Origin of the sequence: Leptospira alstonii serovar Sichuan str. 79601, assembly GCF_000347175.1 — a bacterium.
Classification (GTDB): Bacteria; Spirochaetota; Leptospiria; order Leptospirales; family Leptospiraceae; genus Leptospira; species Leptospira alstonii.
Genome location: NZ_ANIK01000028.1, coordinates 170,631 through 189,054, shown reverse-complemented (window position 1 = coordinate 189,054; position 18,424 = coordinate 170,631). Strand labels below are relative to the sequence as shown.

General features: G+C 42.9%; 17 protein-coding genes. 9 read left to right on the top strand and 8 right to left on the bottom strand.

Annotated features, from left to right (window positions below):
* Window positions 1-13: 13 nt before the first annotated feature.
* Entirely contained in the window at window positions 14-1,060 is a 1,047-nt protein-coding gene (locus LEP1GSC194_RS06675; protein ID WP_020772877.1) for a DsbA family protein, read from the bottom strand.
* 280 nt (window positions 1,061-1,340) lie between these two features.
* Here LEP1GSC194_RS06675 and LEP1GSC194_RS22180 point away from each other — a divergent pair, with 280 nt between their 5' ends.
* Together LEP1GSC194_RS22180 and LEP1GSC194_RS06665 are read left to right on the top strand one after the other, a co-directional pair.
* A complete protein-coding gene (locus tag LEP1GSC194_RS22180) occupies window positions 1,341-1,640 on the top strand; it encodes a hypothetical protein (protein WP_017808039.1) in 300 nt (99 codons plus the stop codon).
* A gap of 9 nt (window positions 1,641-1,649) precedes the next feature.
* A complete protein-coding gene (locus LEP1GSC194_RS06665) occupies window positions 1,650-2,297 on the top strand; it encodes a hypothetical protein (protein WP_020772801.1) in 648 nt (215 codons plus the stop codon).
* Window position 2,298: 1 nt separating this feature from the next.
* Here the strand turns inward: LEP1GSC194_RS06665 and thrB are convergent, their stop codons facing one another.
* Window positions 2,299-3,264 (bottom strand): homoserine kinase, encoded by a 966-nt coding sequence (thrB, locus tag LEP1GSC194_RS06660; protein WP_017809271.1) that lies wholly within the window; start codon window positions 3,262-3,264, stop codon window positions 2,299-2,301.
* 303 nt (window positions 3,265-3,567) lie between these two features.
* On the opposite strand from thrB, the gene LEP1GSC194_RS06655 reads away from it, so the two are divergent.
* Window positions 3,568-5,046, top strand: coding sequence for a sodium:solute symporter family transporter (locus tag LEP1GSC194_RS06655; protein ID WP_020772888.1), 1,479 nt, complete (start codon window positions 3,568-3,570; stop codon window positions 5,044-5,046).
* Here LEP1GSC194_RS06655 and LEP1GSC194_RS06650 read toward each other — a convergent pair.
* The 5 genes from LEP1GSC194_RS06650 to LEP1GSC194_RS06630 all read right to left on the bottom strand — a co-directional run bounded on the left by LEP1GSC194_RS06650 (window position 5,003) and on the right by LEP1GSC194_RS06630 (window position 10,853).
* On the bottom strand, window positions 5,003-5,833 hold the full coding sequence (locus tag LEP1GSC194_RS06650) for an alpha/beta fold hydrolase (protein WP_017809269.1): 831 nt from the start codon (window positions 5,831-5,833) through the stop codon (window positions 5,003-5,005). The two genes, LEP1GSC194_RS06655 and LEP1GSC194_RS06650, sit on opposite strands and share 44 nt — an antisense overlap.
* Complete coding sequence (locus LEP1GSC194_RS06645) at window positions 5,821-6,750, bottom strand: hypothetical protein (RefSeq protein WP_020772836.1); 930 nt, start codon at window positions 6,748-6,750, stop codon at window positions 5,821-5,823. Before LEP1GSC194_RS06645 ends, LEP1GSC194_RS06650 begins: the two co-directional genes overlap by 13 nt.
* Before the next feature lie 3 nt (window positions 6,751-6,753).
* A complete protein-coding gene (locus tag LEP1GSC194_RS06640) occupies window positions 6,754-7,971 on the bottom strand; it encodes a pyridoxal phosphate-dependent aminotransferase (protein ID WP_020772765.1) in 1,218 nt (405 codons plus the stop codon).
* A 67-nt stretch (window positions 7,972-8,038) separates the two neighbouring features.
* On the bottom strand, window positions 8,039-9,748 hold the full coding sequence (locus tag LEP1GSC194_RS06635; protein ID WP_020772934.1) for a DNA repair helicase XPB: 1,710 nt from the start codon (window positions 9,746-9,748) through the stop codon (window positions 8,039-8,041).
* A gap of 199 nt (window positions 9,749-9,947) precedes the next feature.
* On the bottom strand, window positions 9,948-10,853 hold the full coding sequence (locus tag LEP1GSC194_RS06630; protein WP_017808959.1) for an aldose 1-epimerase: 906 nt from the start codon (window positions 10,851-10,853) through the stop codon (window positions 9,948-9,950).
* Between the two features lie 318 nt (window positions 10,854-11,171).
* On the opposite strand from LEP1GSC194_RS06630, the gene sppA reads away from it, so the two are divergent.
* The 6 genes from sppA (at window position 11,172) to LEP1GSC194_RS06600 (ending at window position 16,933) form a co-directional block, all read left to right on the top strand.
* Window positions 11,172-12,161, top strand: a complete 990-nt coding sequence (gene sppA, locus LEP1GSC194_RS06625; RefSeq protein ID WP_020772897.1) for a signal peptide peptidase SppA — start codon at window positions 11,172-11,174, stop codon at window positions 12,159-12,161.
* A 39-nt stretch (window positions 12,162-12,200) separates the two neighbouring features.
* Window positions 12,201-13,616: an MBOAT family O-acyltransferase gene (locus LEP1GSC194_RS06620; protein ID WP_020772926.1), complete on the top strand. Its 1,416-nt coding sequence runs from the start codon at window positions 12,201-12,203 to the stop codon at window positions 13,614-13,616.
* A gap of 88 nt (window positions 13,617-13,704) precedes the next feature.
* Window positions 13,705-14,283 (top strand): hypothetical protein, encoded by a 579-nt coding sequence (locus LEP1GSC194_RS06615; RefSeq protein ID WP_086005163.1) that lies wholly within the window; start codon window positions 13,705-13,707, stop codon window positions 14,281-14,283.
* Window positions 14,280-15,260 carry a PP2C family protein-serine/threonine phosphatase gene (locus LEP1GSC194_RS06610; protein WP_020772810.1) on the top strand — a complete coding sequence of 327 codons (981 nt, stop codon included), beginning with the start codon at window positions 14,280-14,282 and terminating at the stop codon, window positions 15,258-15,260. Before LEP1GSC194_RS06615 ends, LEP1GSC194_RS06610 begins: the two co-directional genes overlap by 4 nt.
* Window position 15,261: 1 nt before the next feature.
* Entirely contained in the window at window positions 15,262-15,555 is a 294-nt protein-coding gene (locus tag LEP1GSC194_RS06605) for a hypothetical protein (RefSeq protein ID WP_017807709.1), read from the top strand.
* An 82-nt stretch (window positions 15,556-15,637) separates the two neighbouring features.
* Complete coding sequence (locus LEP1GSC194_RS06600; protein WP_020772778.1) at window positions 15,638-16,933, top strand: hypothetical protein; 1,296 nt, start codon at window positions 15,638-15,640, stop codon at window positions 16,931-16,933.
* Here LEP1GSC194_RS06600 and glpK read toward each other — a convergent pair.
* Window positions 16,927-18,417, bottom strand: coding sequence for a glycerol kinase GlpK (glpK, locus tag LEP1GSC194_RS06595; RefSeq protein WP_020772753.1), 1,491 nt, complete (start codon window positions 18,415-18,417; stop codon window positions 16,927-16,929). The two genes, LEP1GSC194_RS06600 and glpK, sit on opposite strands and share 7 nt — an antisense overlap.
* Between the last annotated feature and the right edge of the window lie 7 nt (window positions 18,418-18,424).

The window sequence follows — 18,424 nt, the reverse complement described above, 5'->3', positions numbered from 1 at the left end:
TATTTTTCTGATTTTAATTTTTAAGTTCCTGATCGATCACTTTGGTAAACGCTTCCATCGGTTGCGCACCTTCTACCATAATCCCATTGATAAAAAAAGCGGGAGTTCCGCTGACTCCGTATTTTTCGCCTTCGGCCATATCCGCTTCCACTTCCTTACGGACCTCGGCATCGTTCACACACTGGCTGAACGTTTTCATATCCAGGCCCGCTCCTCTTGCTAAATCCAATACTCTTTCCTTTGGAAGATTACCGGAATTATCAAAAAGCACTTTGAAGAATTCCCAGTATTTTCCCTGAGGAGCGGAGCAGTTCGCGGCGATATGAGCGAACATCGCGTTCGGGTGAAAAGAAAGAGGATAGTCTCTAAACACCCAGCGGATTTGATCCTTGTACTTCGCTCTCAACTGAACGTTTACATCCTGACTTCTTTTGCAAAAAGGGCATTCAAAATCGGAGAATTCGATAATGGTAACTTTCGCTTTTTCAGGTCCGACGGAAGGATTGTTTCCTGCGAGAATCGTATCGTCTCTGAGAGGAGGAAGTTCTTTAACTTTTACGGAAATATTGTATTGATTGCGAAGTTGGCCGAAGAGAGAATTTCTCGCTTCTTCTTTTTTTTGGGAAACGAGATGATTTTCGATTTCGGACTTAACCTGATCGAAAGATTTACCCTTAAGAGCCGGTGAATTTTTGTATTGCTCGTAGATAGCGCGCATTTCTTCGACACTCGGAGCGGAACCTGCAGGTTCTAAAAGTTCTTTTTCGGAAACGTTACGCTCCTTTGCGGCGAGTGAGACCACTTTTTTACTCGCGAATTCGGAGAGAACACGATACAGACGATCGTTGGTTTCCGCATAAAATTTACGGGCAACCCGAGGATTCTCGTTTTCAACGTCTTTGATGGTATAATTTTTACCGTTAATTTGAACCACTCCTTCCGGAGAAAAATAAGAAACGAGCGGAAGAATCGTAAAAGCGATATAGATCAAAAAAACGGCCGAGAGTATGAGTAAAGGCCTGGATTCCTTTGCTTTTAATTTTTCGATTATGTCTTGCATGGAAATATTTCCTCCGATGGTTAGAAAAACGGCAACTTAAGTTTCCCTACTGCCAATTTAGAAATCTGAGGTAGACTGGCAAACGATAAATTCAAACTCTCTTTCCTGCACTTTTTAGAAATCATCCGCTTCCCGGTTTAAAAGTTCCGGTGAAAAATATCGCTTGAGGAGTAAAAAAAACCGAAAAAAAACTAAAGTAAATCCTCTATTACCGATAGTTTTAATAGAGAAACTTTCGGATCCAAACGATCCGATTCGTATTTCAAGGAGGTTTGGGTTTATGAATGTAACAGGACTTACGATCCAACCTTTTTCGTTGTTCCAATTCCGTAAAGAAGCGGAACCGATATCGACAGAGACAAACTCCCAAGCGAAGGTCGTAAAAATTTCAGAATCGAAGACAAAATCCGAAAATGAAATCAAACCGGAAAAACTTGTCATGAAACCTTCCCCTGTGTCCTTTGAAGAAAGAATGAATCAAGTAATCAGTCCCGAACAAATGAAGAATCTTCTTTCCATGATGATACGCTCCAGAATGAGCGAAAACTCGACCGATCACAAAATCGATGTAAGACGATAAAGAGGAAGTTTGTTTTTTACTCTCGGTCTTATTTATACGGTCGGTCTGGACGTTTTTTTGATCTTTGCGGGTTTGGCGGCGTTTACTGGTCTAATCTTTTTGTTTTTCGGAGAAGTCATTTATCCGGCGATCAAAAAAGGAAGCGCCGGAATCGGCACCCCACCCGAAGAAGGGGACAGATTTTTACTCGTGGTTTCCGAAAGTCAGAGGAACATTCGATTTAGCGTGGGACAGACTTCCGGAAACATTCGAACGTATTGCAACGCAATCTCCGACAATCATCTGATATTTAATCTTAAAAAAGCGAAAGACTCGGAAGATTACGAAATTCAAATATTACGAAATTCTCCCGTATTGTTCAAACCCCCGGGAATGCCCACGTTCTCCAAAATGGAATCTGCTGAAAAACTGGACAGCTACGAAGTGATCGGTAAAAATGCGGACTTTCGGATTTCGGACAAGGTAGTCAAAGAAAGAATGACCCAGTATTTCGAAATCAGTCTTTCCTCCGAATTTTTTGTAAACAACTTCGGAAAGGAAAGAATGCGATTCATTTTTACGATCACGAAAATTCATCCGGGACTCAACCGCAAAACTCCGATTAAAAAAGGACTCTACGCATTCGGTAAAGAGGAAAAGGAAGAATCGGAGGAATAAATTAGCGAATTTGAATGTCTTTTGAGAACTCTAAAATTCCGCTCTCTTCCACTTTTAAGGAAAGAATCTGACAGTTGAAATGAGTTTTTTGGACAAACTCCGCCATCTTTTCTTTGAGAATCTTTTCGACTCGAATCGCCTTGTTGCGCTCCGAAAATAAAAGTACGGAAGGTCCGCTTCCGGAAAGCGAATATCCGATTAAGTTCTGCCTTATTTCGATCAAAAGAGGATTCAGTTCGAACTCAGAGTGCATCCGATACGGAGTGTGAAGTCGATCCTCCAGCGCGAGTTTCAAAAGAGAAACTTTCCCCGAATCCAGAAATTCCATCCACGTAGCGACACGACTCATGTTGAAGATCACATCTTCGGTGGAATAAGAACTCGGAAGTATTTTCCTGGATTGATGTGTGGAAGTTTCCAAGTTAGGCACGATCAAAAAACAACGCACCCTCTTTGGAAATTTCTTTTTGACATACTCCAAACGTTCTCCGTTGAAATATGCAAACACAAAACCTCCCAAATAAGCGGGAATCGTATTATCCGGATGCCCTTCGATCTGACCGAGGTGAAATAAAAATTCGTTTTCTTTGGGAAGAGGAATTTTGGGATAAAAATTCTTATGTGCAAATCTTGCGGCACAAACTCCGGCGACGGCCGCGCTCGCGCTGGAACCGAGCCCGCCTTTTATAGGAAGTTTTAGATCCATGAGCACAGAATAGGCAACGGGCTCTTTGCCGGGCAAAAATTTCCGAAAGTAGGAACGATACGAAGAAATCACGAAATCCTCGTCGGGGCCGAAAGGAAGGATCTCCTTCCCCTTTACGGAAATTTTGAATTCTTCTCCCGGATGAAATTGAAATTGGAAATCGTTATAAATTTTAAACGCAAGACCGAATAGATCGAAGCCGGGACCTAAATTGGCGGAGGTTCCGGGAACACAAATGGAATACTGTCGAATCGAAGGCATAAAAAGTGGAAACCGATCGTTAAACGATCGTAAAAGTTAGGACCACGATTTCTCTCCGAATCAAATCGTCATTTGATTTTCGGTTTCCGAAATCCGGATTTTCAAATCGACCGATTGCGGAGATCAAACGAAAGGAAGTGAAATCGTTCGAACCGATTTTTATAAAATGTTGGAACTGCTGCGAAATGCGAGCGTCCGCTTATAAAAGCGTGCATGAATCGAATCCGGTTCCTAAATTTTAAGAAACGGTAGTTAAAGGAAAAAGAGTTTTCCGGCTCGTACTGGAGTGAATTCTGCCTGATTATGCACTTTTCATTTTTAGATCTGATCGTTTTACTTTTATATGTCGCTCTGGTTCTTTTTTCAGGATGGTTTACTTCTAGAAAAAAAGACAAGGATTCTTCCTCCTACTTTCTCGCCGGAAGAGAACTTTCCTGGGTTCCCCTGAGTTTTTCGATCGTCGCCACGGAAACTTCAACTCTAACCTTTTTGAACGTTCCGGGACTCAGTTATTCCGGCAATCTCACCTTTCTAGGACTCGGTTTGGGATTTGTTTTAGGAAGGATCATCGTAGCCGAACTTTTCATTCCCATGTATTACAAGTCGGGTTTTATTTCCGTTTACGAATGGGTGGGAATTCGTTATGGAAAAGTTTCGCAAAAGACGGTCACCTTTCTTTTTAAGCTCACACGAATTTTAGGAGACGGAGTGAGAATGTACGCGTCCGCGATTCCGGTCGCGATATTACTCGAAGTGTTTTTAAAACAATACGGCTCTTTCAAAACGTCTACGTTGCAGATTGAAATTCTGAGTCTGCTTTTGATTTCGGGAATTACGATTTTGTATACGGTTCAAGGAGGGTTTCGTTCCGTCGTTTGGGTGGATTCCATTCAATTTTTGATCTACATAATCGGAGGGATTTTCGCTTTTTTTTTCCTGGGTTATCTACTTTTGGAAAGAGGTTTCGACGTTTCCGGTCTGATCCAAAATGCAAATCAGGCGAACAAGTTAAGAATTTTTGAATGGAGTGATTTTTCTTCCGCGTATTTTATACCGACCGCCATCATCGGAGGGATTCTTTTGACATTGGGAACACACGGAGTCGATCAGATGTTCGTTCAAAGAGTCCTCGCTTGCCGATCCGAATCGGACGCCAAAAAGGCGATGATCTTCTCGGGAGTTTTCGTTTTCTTTCAATTCGTATTGTTCTTAAGCATCGGAATTCTATTATATTTTTATTATGAAGGTTCCGTTCTTCACAAAGACAAGGTATTTTCCAAGTTTATTTTGGAGGAAGTGCCTTCTCCGATCACGGGGTTTTTGTTGGCCGCGATTTTGGCTTCCGCGATGTCCACCTTGTCCAGTTCGATCAATTCGCTTTCCTTAACAACCAAAGTGGATTTGGGAATTTCAAAGTTCGGTCCGGGGGTTTTGAGTTTATTCTGGGGAATGATTCTTCTTTTGAGTTCCCTACTTCCGCTTTTTTTAACGGCCGGAAGAAAAACCGGTCTTGTGGAGTTGGGTTTGTCGATCTCTTCTTATACGGTAGGTCCGATCGTCGCGATTTTCTTGAGCGGAAGAATACGATATTTTTCTTATATGCAAAATTTAAAAGATTCCTTCGCTTCTTTGGCGATCGGAACCACTCCGATTTTTACGCTCCTTTTCGGAAAATTGACCGGCTCCGGTTTTACGCTCCTCGTTCCGTTCGGAATCGGAACCTGTTTTCTGCTCGGATTCAGTTTATTACAAATTCAGAATCGTCTGACTTCTCAAAAATAGATTCTACGATTTTTCGAAACTCGGAAGCCTTAGTGAAATGGATATAATGATCTCCGCCTGGAATTCCGTAGAACTTGGAATTGGGAAATAAATTTCGAGCGACCTCGATGTCTTCTTTGAGAAAGTATTTCGAATTTTGACCCGTGATAAAATACGTCTTTCCCGAATAAGGACTTTTTTCGTATTTGCTGAAAAAATCCTGTAACAACCTCGGAGAACTTGCAATTCCTTCCACGTTGAGTTTCCAATAGTAACCTCCGTTTTCGAGACGTTCCAGATTCATCTCTAAAAAGTTTCGGATAAACGGATCGGGAAGAATTTTTGTCAGAACCGAATCGATTTCCTGTCTGGACTTAAAAACGGAAACGTCGGTTCTAAAACAGGCGAGTTCGCTTTCGTAATGAAACGGGTAGTCCTTGGGAGCGATATCCTCCACGAATAATAAAGAAGGAATATTCGGATTCTTTAATGCAAAACCCATCGCCACGAGTCCTCCCATGGAATGTCCGAGGATCGCCGGTTTTTCTATTTTCCGTTTTGTGATCCAGGTTTCCATATCCTCCACCATGGAAGCGAGAGAATGTTGGGAAGAATGCGGAGAGTCTCCGTGATTTCGGAGGTCCATCAGATACACGTCCGCGTATCGGCTTAAGAAATTACCCACGCTCAACCAATTTTTAGATGAACCGAAAAGTCCGTGTAAAACGAGAATCGGACCGCAGACCGGAGAAAGAAATTTCTCGTTTTGAAAATCGATCTTACGAAAACTCAAATCTACGGAAGGCATTCTTTTTGGATGATCTTTAGAAAATTATGATATTTTTTTCCGTATCGATACGGAAGCGACTGAAGATCCTTGCGGAAAGATTCGTAGATTTCCTTTTTGGATCCTACCTGACCGCATTGAATCGTCTCGGGATCTTTCGTCAATATTTCGAGTCTTTTGGAAATCTGACCGGCAAATACGTTCGCGTAGTTTCCGTTCGGATTGAGCTGCAGATAACGGATCCTTCTTTTTTTCTCGTCGTTTAAAAAACAAAAAACGTCCCTTTTACAATTCGTCTCCGGGGTGTGTTTGACTCCGAGAAACGCTGCAAAATCTCCCGGACCTTTATCTCTGAACTCTTCCCCGATTTTCCAGAACGCTTCCGGATTGACTTTGGCCGGTTTTCCCTTTTCTCCGGGAACGATTTCTTCCGGGTTTTTGGAAAGATAATCGAGCAACTTGGATTCCCTGCGTTTATTTTCTCCTTCTTGCAAGATTTCTAATATTCTGACCAAGACGATCGTTCTTCTGATTTTCAGATAAATATATTCTTCTCCGTGATAAATCTCGTTTTCTTCCAAGGCGCTTAAATACTGAAAAACGGATTCGAGTTCGGTAAGACCCGTATTCGCGGAATACAACATCCGATCGATGGAACGTACGATCACCTTATAACTCCCTCTTTCTTTCATATCGAAGAGAACTTGAGTTTCGGCCCAACCGCTGAGTCCTGAGGAATCGGATACAAACCGAAAGTTGCGATCGTTTTGTTTTTCGTTTTTACTTTGAACGACTTCCCCGAAACCGAGACGGCGAAGAATTTCCGATTTTTTATCGGGGAATAGATAGAGAGGGGAATTCGGTTTAAGAACCAACCGATCTCCCCAGGCATAAGGAACAGCCGTAAAAAAGATTAGGATCAGAACGATCCGTCTCATCGCCTACTTGCTCAGGTCCCGTATCATTTCGCCGATTCTTTCCACGCCGCGTTTAATATCCGCTTCTCCCATCGCGTAGGAAAGTCTGAGAGCTTTGTCTTCCCCGAAAGCGATTCCCGGAACGGCGGCTACTTTATATTTTTCTAATAAAACGCCGCAAAAGATTTTACTCAGAGAAGTTTCGGAAGTTTCTTTTTTCAGTTTTTCAAAACCGGGAGTCTTGTAAACGTCCGTCAAATACGGAAACACGTAAAACGCACCCTGAGGGTTATTGCACTTCACTCCCGGAATCGCGTTTAACAGAGAAACGACGAGGTTTCTTCTGGCTTCGAACGCCTTCCTCATCTCTTCCACACAAGACTGATCTCCTGCGATCGCGGCTTGCGCCGCCGCCTGGGAAATCGAAGACGGGTTGGAAGTGGACTGACTTTGGATCGTCTCCATGTTTTTAACGACACTGATATCTCCGGCTCCGTAACCGATTCTCCAACCGGTCATCGCATAGGTTTTAGAAACGCCGTTGATCACAAAGGTTTGTTTTTTGAGTTCGGGGGACAACATCGCGAGATTGTAAAATACGAATCCGTCGTAGACGATCTTTTCGTAGATATCGTCGCTCATGACTTGTATCCCGGAAGAAAGCACGATTTCTCCGAGAGCCTCCAGATCTTTTTTAGAATACCCGGCTCCCGTAGGATTGGATGGAGAATTTAAGATCAGACATTTGGTCTTAGGAGTGATGGCCTTCTTCAATTGTTCCGGAGTGATTTGAAAGTTACTTTCCGGAGTAGTCGTAACGATTACGGGTAACCCTTCCGCCAAACGAACGATATCTGCATAACTCACCCAATACGGGGCCGGAATGATTACCTCGTCTCCCGCGTTTAAAGTCGCCAGAAAGTAATTGTAGATGACTTGTTTTCCGCCGGTTCCTGCGATGACTTGACTCTTATCATAATCGAGTCCGTTGTCTCTTTTGAATTTATGGACGATCGCCTCTTTCAGTTCAACCGTTCCGGAAACAGCCGTATAACGCGTCATGCCCTTATCGATCGCTTTTTTTGCGGCGTCTCTGATATGGGACGGAGTTTCGAAATCCGGTTCTCCGGCTCCGAAACTGACAATATCCTCTCCCTTTTTTTTCAACTCGTTCGCCTTTGCGGTAATTACGAGTGTGGGAGAAGGTTCGATGACGTTCAGCCTTTTTGCGCTGAGATCCATTCTATTCCCCTTTTTGGTTTTAACTTTGATCCGTTCTCGATTTGATCGTTTTCCGCGCGGAAAACAATCAAACGTTATTGAGCTGCAACTGAGCCAATTCTTCCTGAGCTTCCCGGAATTGATCCAGAGTATAAATTTCGTATTCGTATCCCTGCTCCGTAAGAAACAACTGGCGATTCTGACCGAAACGTTCTTCGTTCGTATCTCTCGAAATGAGAGAATAGAAAACCGCCGTGTTATCGTGTCCCTTCGGCCGGAGGATTCGACCCAATCTCTGCGCTTCTTCCTGTCTGGAACCGAATGTTCCCGAAACCTGAATGGCGATGTTCGCATCCGGAAGGTCGATCGAAAAGTTCGCAACCTTACTCACTACGAGAGATTTGATTTGTCCGGAACGGAAAGCATCGTACAAAGTCTGCCTTTCCGGAAGAGGGGTTTTACCCGTAATCAGAGGAACATTAAACTTCTTTGATATTTCTTCCAGCTGATTGATGTATTGTCCGATCACGAGCAAATGCGACTCCGAATGTTTTTTCATGATGAGATCGATCGCCTTCATCTTTTCCGGATTTTCGGAAGCGAGCCTGAATTTTTCCCGGTCGTCCGCGATGGAATACTTAAGACGCAGATCGTCCTCCATGTTGACTCGGATTTCCTTACATTTCGCCTCTGCAATCCAAGACTTACTCTCGAGCTCCTTCCAGGGAACGTCGTATTTTTTCGGTCCGATGAGCGAGAACACGTCTTCTTCCAAACCGTCCTCTCTTACTAGGGTCGCGGTCAATCCGAGTCTTCTTTTTGCCTGTAGTTCCGACGTCATCCGAAAGACCGGAGCGGGAAGTAAGTGGACTTCGTCGTAAACGATCAGTCCCCAATTGTTCGCACTGAATAAATGAAAGTGGGTAAAGTCCCCGCCTTTCTTCTTTCTATGCGTAAGAATGTTGTAGGTAGCGATCGTGATCGGACGAATTTCTTTGACTTCACCGGAATATTCCCCGATGTCTTCGGGTGGAATATCGGTTTTATCCAGAATTTCGTTTCTCCACTGACGGATAGAAAGTGTGTTTGTGACGAGAATCAGGGTTTCCGCGCCCACGATCTGCATCACTCCGATGCCTACGATGGTTTTCCCCGCACCACAAGGAAGGACCACAACTCCGGAACCGCCCTCGTTACCGCCGCCCGCGTGAAATACTTCCACACAAGCTCTTTGATAATCCCGCATTCCGAACTTTTTACCGCTGATACTTTCCGGTCTTAAGTTAAATCCGTATTTATTTCCCTCGTCGTAACCGGCGAGATCTTCCACGGGAAAGCCGATTTTGATCAGAGCTTGTTTGATATGACCGCGGTATTCTTTCTTGATATAAATTTTATCGGGGAATGTGGATTCGATGAACGGTTGAACCGCCCTATGATTTCCGATTTCTTGAAGAAATCCCTTTTCGTTGGAGAGAATTGCGAGTTCTCCGGATTCTTCCTTGACGAGTTTTACTTTTCCGTAACGACTGATCTGTTCTCGGATTTCGTTTACGATGTTTTTCGGAACGGAGTATCTGGAAAACTTCTCCAAACATTCTACGATTTCGTCCGCCGTCATCTTAATCGATGCGGCGTTCCAAAGAGAAAGAGGAGAAATTCTATACGTGTGAAGGTATTCCGGACTTTTTTCTAATTCAGCAAATTTGGAAACGATACTCTGACAGGCTTCAAATTCGGGATTATCCACCTCCAAAAGCATAGTTCTATCACTCTGAACGATTAAGGGTTTACTCATTTGTGTCTGGTTTCCTGTTTGTTTAGACTGAAAATCGACCCCTTTCTGTCAAGAAGAATGCGAACATAAGATTCTTACACTTCGCTCCTTCCGATCGGGTACGATTTTATCAACGCGATCACATCTCTTTTGTTCTGCCGTAAGAAAAACGTAAACATTACAAAAAAGAAATTTCTTTCGCGAAAGTTTTCAAAAAGTCTCACAACGCGGAAAGCAGAATTTGAAAACATCCGCTCTTTTCTTCTTCAGGAAGAATGGTCGTCAAAGAAAAGTCGTTTGGAAATGCGTTTCCCGGCGCACTCATCGGTTCGATTGCGATGGAATTTCGATCCAAGTCCGTGTAAATTTGAAAGTACGAAAGTCGTATATCGTCCTCGCTCAAAATGTTCGATCGAATACGAACTTGATAAAAGTCATCCGGAACTTGTAAAAGAACCCACCCGTTCTCTCCAAAAAAAAGAGAATCCAAAGAGGGAATGTTGTCCAATGTAAATCGATCCGTTTCTCTTCCGCAGATCGGATACTCTGGAATCAAATCTTCTCGTAAAGGAATCTGTTTCGAAAGATTAGACCGAAGAACACAAGGAAATCGATCGGATTTCATTCGAAAATAAGGGTGATAACCATAACAAAATCGAAAAGGAAACGGGTTGCGGTTCAGAAAAGAGGTTTTGAGAGTGATCACTTCTTCGTCCAAAACTCTCCGAAGGGAATAAATTTCCCGAACGATCACCTTTCCTAAAAAAGAATCCAGTAATCCTTGTTCCGGACAAAGTTCAAATTCGATCGAGTCATCCGCCTTTTGAATGATCTTTCGTTTCCAAGAATAGGCAAGTCCGTGGGAAGGATATCCGTTCCTGTCCTTAGTTCCGATGGAAGAAAGTGAAATCCATTCTTCTCCGAGCAGAATTTTATCGTCGGTATGACGATTGACCCAGGGATACATCAGATAGGAACCGGAACCGAAGAAACGTTCCCTTTCGTTATACCCGGAGATTATTTCCAACTCCTTCCCACTCAAGGGATGTTTCCAATTCCAAGAAAGAATTTGTTCTCCGTTCTCGGTAAATTTCAATCGGGATCGTTCGCTAAAAATTTCAGACACGACCGCAAACTTTTGGGGAATTCAGAATCTTTTCCATCATTTTGTGGGAACTCCCGCGTTTTAGTTTTAATGACCAAAAGATTTAGTGTAACAGTGTATATTAAACTTGAGTTCAAATGCGAAAGCGTTGGCCCTTATCAAAAATAAGAAATAGCTCCTTAGAAAGTGCGACATTGAGTTGTTTCTTATTCGCCCAAACTTTCAACCGTTGAATTCACGTTATTTTAGTGTAAAATACGGGCATGTAGGAGTTCCCACAAAATAGATTTGAAAACTTACTTTGTCAGTGGAAACTGACGATTCCATAGGAGCATTTCTTTGAAACACTCGATTCTAACTTGGACCTATACCGTTTTTTTAAGCCTTTTTCTTTTCAATTGTTATATTCCGGTGAACGCCAATTTAGGCGGACCATCCTCTAAAGCGGAACTCAGGGAAAAACTTCTCTCCGGTAGAAACGAAGACAAAATTCTCATCATTCCCGTCGACGGGATCATCAGCGACGAAGGAGAGAAAACCTTTTTCGGCGGCCAAGAAGATTCGATTTTAGCGGGTGTCAAAAAACAACTCGAACTCGCCGAACTCGATCCGGAAATCAAAGCCGTAATTTTAAAGATCAATTCTCCCGGCGGCTCCGTAACCGCGAGCGACATTCTTTATAGAGAGATTCTTCAATTTAAAACCAAAAAGAAAATTCCAGTGGTTTCTCTTTTTATGGATACGGCGGCAAGCGGAGCCTATTATATTTCGATGGCTACAGACCTCGTCATCGCTCATCCGACATCGGTCACCGGTTCGATCGGGGTGATTCTTTCCGGAATGAACGTTAAGGAAGGTTTGGATAAACTCGGAATCAAGGATCAGTCGATCCGTTCCGGTGGAAACAAAACCATCGGTTCTCCTCTGGAAGATTTGTCTCCCGAACAAAGAAAATTGCTTCAATCCATCGTGGACGATCTTTTCGAAAAGTTCTTCGAAGTGGTAAAGAACGGAAGACCCGGAAAAAATCCGTCGGAACTTCGTAAGATCGCGGACGGTAGAATTTTCACCGCCTCTCAAGCGCTTCACCACGGTTTGATCGATAAGATCGGCTACTTTGACAACGCGGTACAAGAAACGATGGCTCTTCCGAGTTATAAAAAAACTCCGGGGAATACGAGCCCGAGGATCATTTATTATTCCCAGAGCGCCGACAAAAGAGCGAACTTCTATCAGGTTCAATCTCCCGAGTTAAGACCGGATTCGGCGATTTCAAAAATTCTCGGAACAGGAAGACAGGTTCGTTTTCTCTATCTCTGGTCTTACTAAAGTCCATTAGAAATTTAGAATCTATTTTCCGATATATCGATGTTATTCAATTCCTTACCCTTTCTATTCTTATTCCTAATCACTTATTTGATCTATTGGAACGTGGACGGACCTGCGAAAAAGAAGGTCCTCCTCGTTTCCTCCGTCGTATTCTACGGCTATTCCCATATCGCGTTTCTAATTCATTTTCTTATCGTGATCGGAATCAACTATTACTTTTCGATCAAACTCTGGGAAAACAAAGAAAAGGGAAAGTCGACGAGCGGACTTCTCAAATTTGCGATCGTATTGAACGCGATCAACCTCGCTTCATTCAAATATTATTATTTCTTAATGGATTCCCTAAGTTCGACGACCGGAATGGAACTCTGGCAAAAACTCGGAACCTCCGTGGAAATTCTTCTTCCGTTGGCGATCAGCTTTTACACGTTCCAGTTGATCGCGCTCCAAGTGGACATTCACAGAGATTTGATACCGAACAGAATCGGTTCGGGCGATTACTTTTTGTTTATATTATTTTTCCCTCAACTGATAGCGGGGCCGATCATGAGATCCGCCGACTTCTTACCGAAACTCGATCATCCTTCCATCGACAAACACGGAATGAAACAAGGGATCTTTCTCTTGATCTTCGGTCTGTTTAAAAAATCGGTCCTCGCGGATTCTATCGCCGGAATCATATCCCCTCTTTATGCAGAACCGGGTCTATACCACGCGGCTTCGATTTACATCGCGACGCTCGGTTTTATATGTCAGGTTTACTGCGACTTTTCCGGTTATACGGACATCGCGAGAGGCTCCGCATTTTTACTCGGATATGAGATTCCGGAAAATTTCCGGGGACCTTTTCTATCCTTCTCTTTTCGAGAATTTTGGGGGAGATGGCACGTAACGTTGTCCACTTGGCTTAGGGATTATATCTACATTCCTCTCGGGGGAAGCAGAAAAGGAGAATTCAGATCCCAGTGGAATCTATTCCTTACGATGTGTTTGGGAGGACTTTGGCACGGAGCCAATATCGCCTTCATTCTTTGGGGGGCGTACTTAGGTATCGTCCTCGCGGTAGAAAGAATTTTAGAACCGAAACATACGCCGAACGCAGCCCCGTCAAAAGCCGTTCGTTTTTTGAGAAATACGATCACTGTAAACTTATTCGCGTTTTCAGGCATTTTTTTTCGATCGGGTTCCGCAGGAAAAAACTCGCTTACGCTCATATTCGAGTTGATCGGCGGCTTTAAAAATTTATTTTCCGGAAAAATCCTTCCTCGTTGGGAAGAGCTTCTTCTGTTCATCTTCCTGACAATCGGTTTCAACGCGTTCCAGTATTTTCCTCAACTTATGGAAAAGATAGAAAAACGTTCCATGATCTTGATTCCTACATTGAGCGTTATTTTGCTTTTGCTCCTAGGAGTTTTTGGAGACGGCGGCGGTGAATTTATTTACTTCCAGTTTTAAAACCCTCCGTTAAAAAAGGAGGATCGGATCAGGAGGGACACATTTGGATCGCGGAAAATTCTCTTCTCTTTCAGGTCTAAAATCTCTTATCCTCGTTTGTTTTCTTTTTTTCAGCTGTTCTCCCGAATGGATTCGAAAGCTGCCTCCAAATTCCGTATTGGAAACGGATCCGGAAAAAATTCCGGGCGGGATGTATGTCCGAAACCGACCGGAAAGATCGCATCGGAACACGCTCTTTTACAAAAATACGGTTCAAGAAAAAATTTTTCTAAATCCGGAAAACCGTAGTTTCGAAAAATCCATGAGGCGGGAAGTGAAGGATGTAAACGAATATACGACGCATATCGTAAGCGGAAAAGGAAAATATTCGGTAGCCGGAAATTGGGTCTTACTCGAAACCAATCAGAAAGGAGAAACCCTCTTTCAAGGAAACGGGGAAGCGTTTCAAATCGAGTATCGTCCGTTTCATCATAAATTGTTGTATCACTACGATTCTTCCACAAAAACTCTCGTCCCATTATTGTATGAGTCGGGATATAAGGAAAAAACATACGGACTTTTGGACGGGGTAAACGAACCTTATTCGGAAGACCGGTATTTTCAAATAGCGCGGAAAAACTTTTTAAAGAAAGAATTTCAATTTCACGCCTATTTTTACAAACCATGAATTTATTGGAATATATCAAAAGCTACTTTCAAAGAGTCGGGTGGCTTTTATCCTGCGTCAACCTACTCAGTTTGACCATCGTGATCGGCTTTCTGCAAACGTCCTCGTTTTCCGCAAAAGAAAGAATCGTCCTTTATCTGACTGCGATCGGTTTTGTTTATTTAGTAAATTATGTTTCTTTTATATTATTTCTGACCAAAAAAATTCTGCCGGAAGAGGAAGCCCGCGGAAAAATGATGAAACGTTACCGCAAGGGCGACGACAGGATGCAGAGTTATCTTTTTCCCCTTCCTATCGACGACGAGAACTACGAAGTCTACGGAAGAACCCTTACCTACAATCCGATCGGAGGAGACTTCTATAATTTTTTGACCGATTCGCAAGGAAACTATTGGATCGGAATCGGGGATTCCGTCGGACACGGTTATCTAGCCGGAATTTTCAGCATGATGATCCTTCAGAGGATGTCCTTACTCATAAAACACGATTCAAATCCTTACGAGGTTATCGAGCGGATCAACGAAGATCTCCTCAAAAGAACGGAACAAAATCCAACAATCAATCCGAGTTTGTATGCGACCTTCCTTTTGATCAAGGCCGACAAAGAAGGAAATTTGGAACACTCGGGTCTTCATCCTAGTTTTGTGGTTTATAAAAAAAGAACCGGGCAAAACCGAATCATGGAAACCGACGGAAAATTCATATCCACCACTATGAATGCAGGTTTAAAAAACGTCCAGGGCCGGAACGGTTTTCAACTGGAATCCGGGGACATCGTATTTTGCTTTACAGACGGACTCTACGAACAGAAAAATAACGGAAACTTATATTTCGGAGAAAGTCTGTTTCGTTTTTTGGAAGAAGTTCCCAAAGACGATCTTGGGAAGATCGCCGACAATCTTTTTATCGAAATTCTAAAACATACGGGCGGAAGAATTCAAGACGACATGACCATCCTCATGATTCGCAAAAAGTAATATGTTAGAACTGAACGAACTTGAAATAAAAATTCTGAATCTGATCCCGCTGGACGAAAGGGACGTTCGTAAATTGGGAAGAATTCTTCACGATGTTACCTTAATGACCGGAATGACCGAGGATGAAATTATAGAATTCATTCCGTTCGGATTGGAGGATGAAATTCGCATTCTAAAAATTGAATATAATTTCGGCGATTTCAAAAAAGCGCTCGTGTCCAAACTTACCAAAAGGGATTATTCGTCTCCTGGACTTTCCGCTCCGATTCCGGAGGCGGTGCGCCAGTCGCTTTAAAAATCTTAGATCAAAAATAATTTTTTGCCAAAATACAGACGAGATTTTGGGAAGAAGATTTTATTAAGCGAGAACGAATACGATGCCTTTACAGGAAGGTTTAAACTACTTTTTTATACTGGCAAACTCAGACTCGGTCGTTCGGTTCCAATCAAAAGCGGACCCTTTTTACGATTTTCAGTCCGGAGAAATCGAAGAACTACCTTTTTTATTCGCATCTCCCGCGCTCGTCCCTCGATTTTTATATTCCTTGGAATGGAACCGAATTTCGTTTTCATCCCAATCCATCCGCTCCGGAGCTTACTTGAGTTTTGAAGAAGGAAAAATCTTTTCCAAGAGCGAACGTTTTCCGGAAGGATCCTTTGAAATCGTAAACGGTACGAAATATCCGATCCTGCAAAATCCGTATTCTCCGATCGGGTCGATTCCTTTTCGAATTTTCAGAGGAGAATCCGATCTTACTTCCTTAGGCACCGTAAGAACCGGAAGTTTCAATTTGTATCGACAAAGAAGAAATAAGATGATTTCGACGCGTTATTTGTCCTTGAAAGACATCGTAAATCCCGAGTTGTCCGAATCGGAAGTTACAAAAAAGATAGAATCCCTCTACTTCGACGCCCGACAAAAATCTTATCTTTTTCGTTTGATCAAAATTCTTTTTGCGGGAACTCCTTCGGAGGAGCAAACAGTCGTATCCAACCTATTCAGTCACGAACCCGAGTTCGCGGTATTCTTAAGAGATCAAATTTTTCAAATCGAAATTCTACCTCTCATACACGGTCCTTTTCTGGGTAGAATTCTAATTGCGATGGATGAAAGGATCGTTCGATTCTCCTATCACCGACTTTCTCCCCCAGTAAAATCGATGATCGAAAGGAATATATCCAAGAATAAACTCAAATCCATCCTGGATTCTCCTCCCAAAAAACCGGAAACGGGAGAATCTCTTGAGGAAACGATCGAAAAGGAAATTTTCAAAAATTTTTCAAGGAATATATATTATGAAAGTGGCATATTCCCGATTTATCAAGAAGGTATGAACGATTCCAAAACCGATCCGAATCAAAAAATAGAAGCGCAATTTCAAAACCTTCCCGGAACTTCAAAATTTAATTTTCAAATTTCCGGCGTAGGAGCAATCGAACTCTACGCCGTTACTGAAAAAACGATTCTTTTTAGGATTTTAGAATGGGTGGAAATTGTCCGAATGGATACCCTCGTTTCCAAACGGGAAAGAGACGAACAATTCTTTTTAAAAATTCCGCCGGAAAGAATTCTCGAAATCCCTTTCTTTCCTGAATTCCGAATCCTTTGCGGAGCCGGAATCACCTCGGAAAGAAAGACATTCGAATTTTGTTTATTAGGATTTGATTATTGATCGGTTCGGATTCTTCGAACGGAATCCTTCCAGATCCGAATTTCCCTTTCCCTTTGCGCCGTTTTCATTTGGGGAGAAAACTCCTTGTTTGCCTTGAGTTTCTTTTTTAGATCCGCGACGGATGGAAAAAATCCCCTTTCCAGTCCGGCCAAAAACGCGGCACCCAAGACGGTCGTGTCCACGTTTGAAGGACGAATTACACGTTTTCCTAATATATCCGATTGATATTGCATCAACCAGGAGTTTTCGGTAGCCCCTCCGTCCACCTTCAAAACCTTTAACTTGGAACCGGTATCGTTCTCCATCGCTTCCACAAGCTCGTAGGATTGAAGCGCGATCGATTTCAAAGCGGCTCTTGTAATTTGTTCGGCTGTCGTATCCCTCGTCAAACCTAAGATCGCCCCCCTTGCGTTCATATCCCAATACGGAGCGCCTAACCCTGCAAATGCGGGAACAAAGACGACCTCGTCCTCTTTTTTTACGGAAGAAGCGAGTTTTTCGGAAACCTTGGATTCTTTGAAGAACTTCAGATTATCTCTTAAAAATTGAACGACCGCCCCTCCGATAAAAACGGAACCTTCCAGACAATAGACCGTTTTTCCTTCCGGTCCGCATCCAAGCGTGGTAAGCAGATTGTTCTTTGAAATCTGAAAATTATTTCCTGTGTTAAACAGAAGAAAACATCCGGTTCCATAAGTGTTCTTAGCTTCCCCCGGTTCCGTACAAAGTTGACCGAACAAAGCGCCTTGTTGATCTCCTATGAGAGAAGAAATCGGGATTCCGTCCGGCAGCCCTTTGACCTTCTCCGTTCTTCCAAAAAGGGAACTCGAGTTATGCGTTTCGGGAAGAATGGATTCCGGAATTCCCAAAATTTGAGTCAATTCCTTATCCCATTCTTTTTTTTCGATATTATAGATTAAAGTTCTGCTCGCATTCGTATGATCGGTCTTATGCGATTTTCCGTTGGTCAATCGATAGAGCAGATACGTATCGACGGTTCCAAAAAGTACCTTTCCCTTTTCGGCCCTTGTTCTCACACCTTTTACGTTTTCCAGAATCCATTGAATTTTTGTTCCGCTGAAGTAGGCGTCCAAAACAAGTCCCGTCTTTTTACGAAAAAGCGGTTCCAAACCTTTCGATTTGAGATCCATACAAATTTCGGAGGTTCTTCTACATTGCCATACGATCGCGTTGTAAACCGGTTTGCCCGTATCCTTGTCAAACAATACGGTCGTTTCTCTTTGATTTGTAATTCCGATCGCAACCGCTTTGGAAGGATGCAACTTTCCGTTACGAATCGCTTTTACGATGAGTTTTTCCGTTTTCACCCAGATCTCTTCCGCGTCGTGTTCTACCCAACCCGATTTCGGATAGTGTTGTTTGAACTCCGAGTAAGCGCTGGAAATCACGTTTCCGGATTTGTTAAAACAAAAGATTCGAATCCCGGTGGTTCCCGCGTCGATTCCGATGATATAATCACTCATGAAAGAT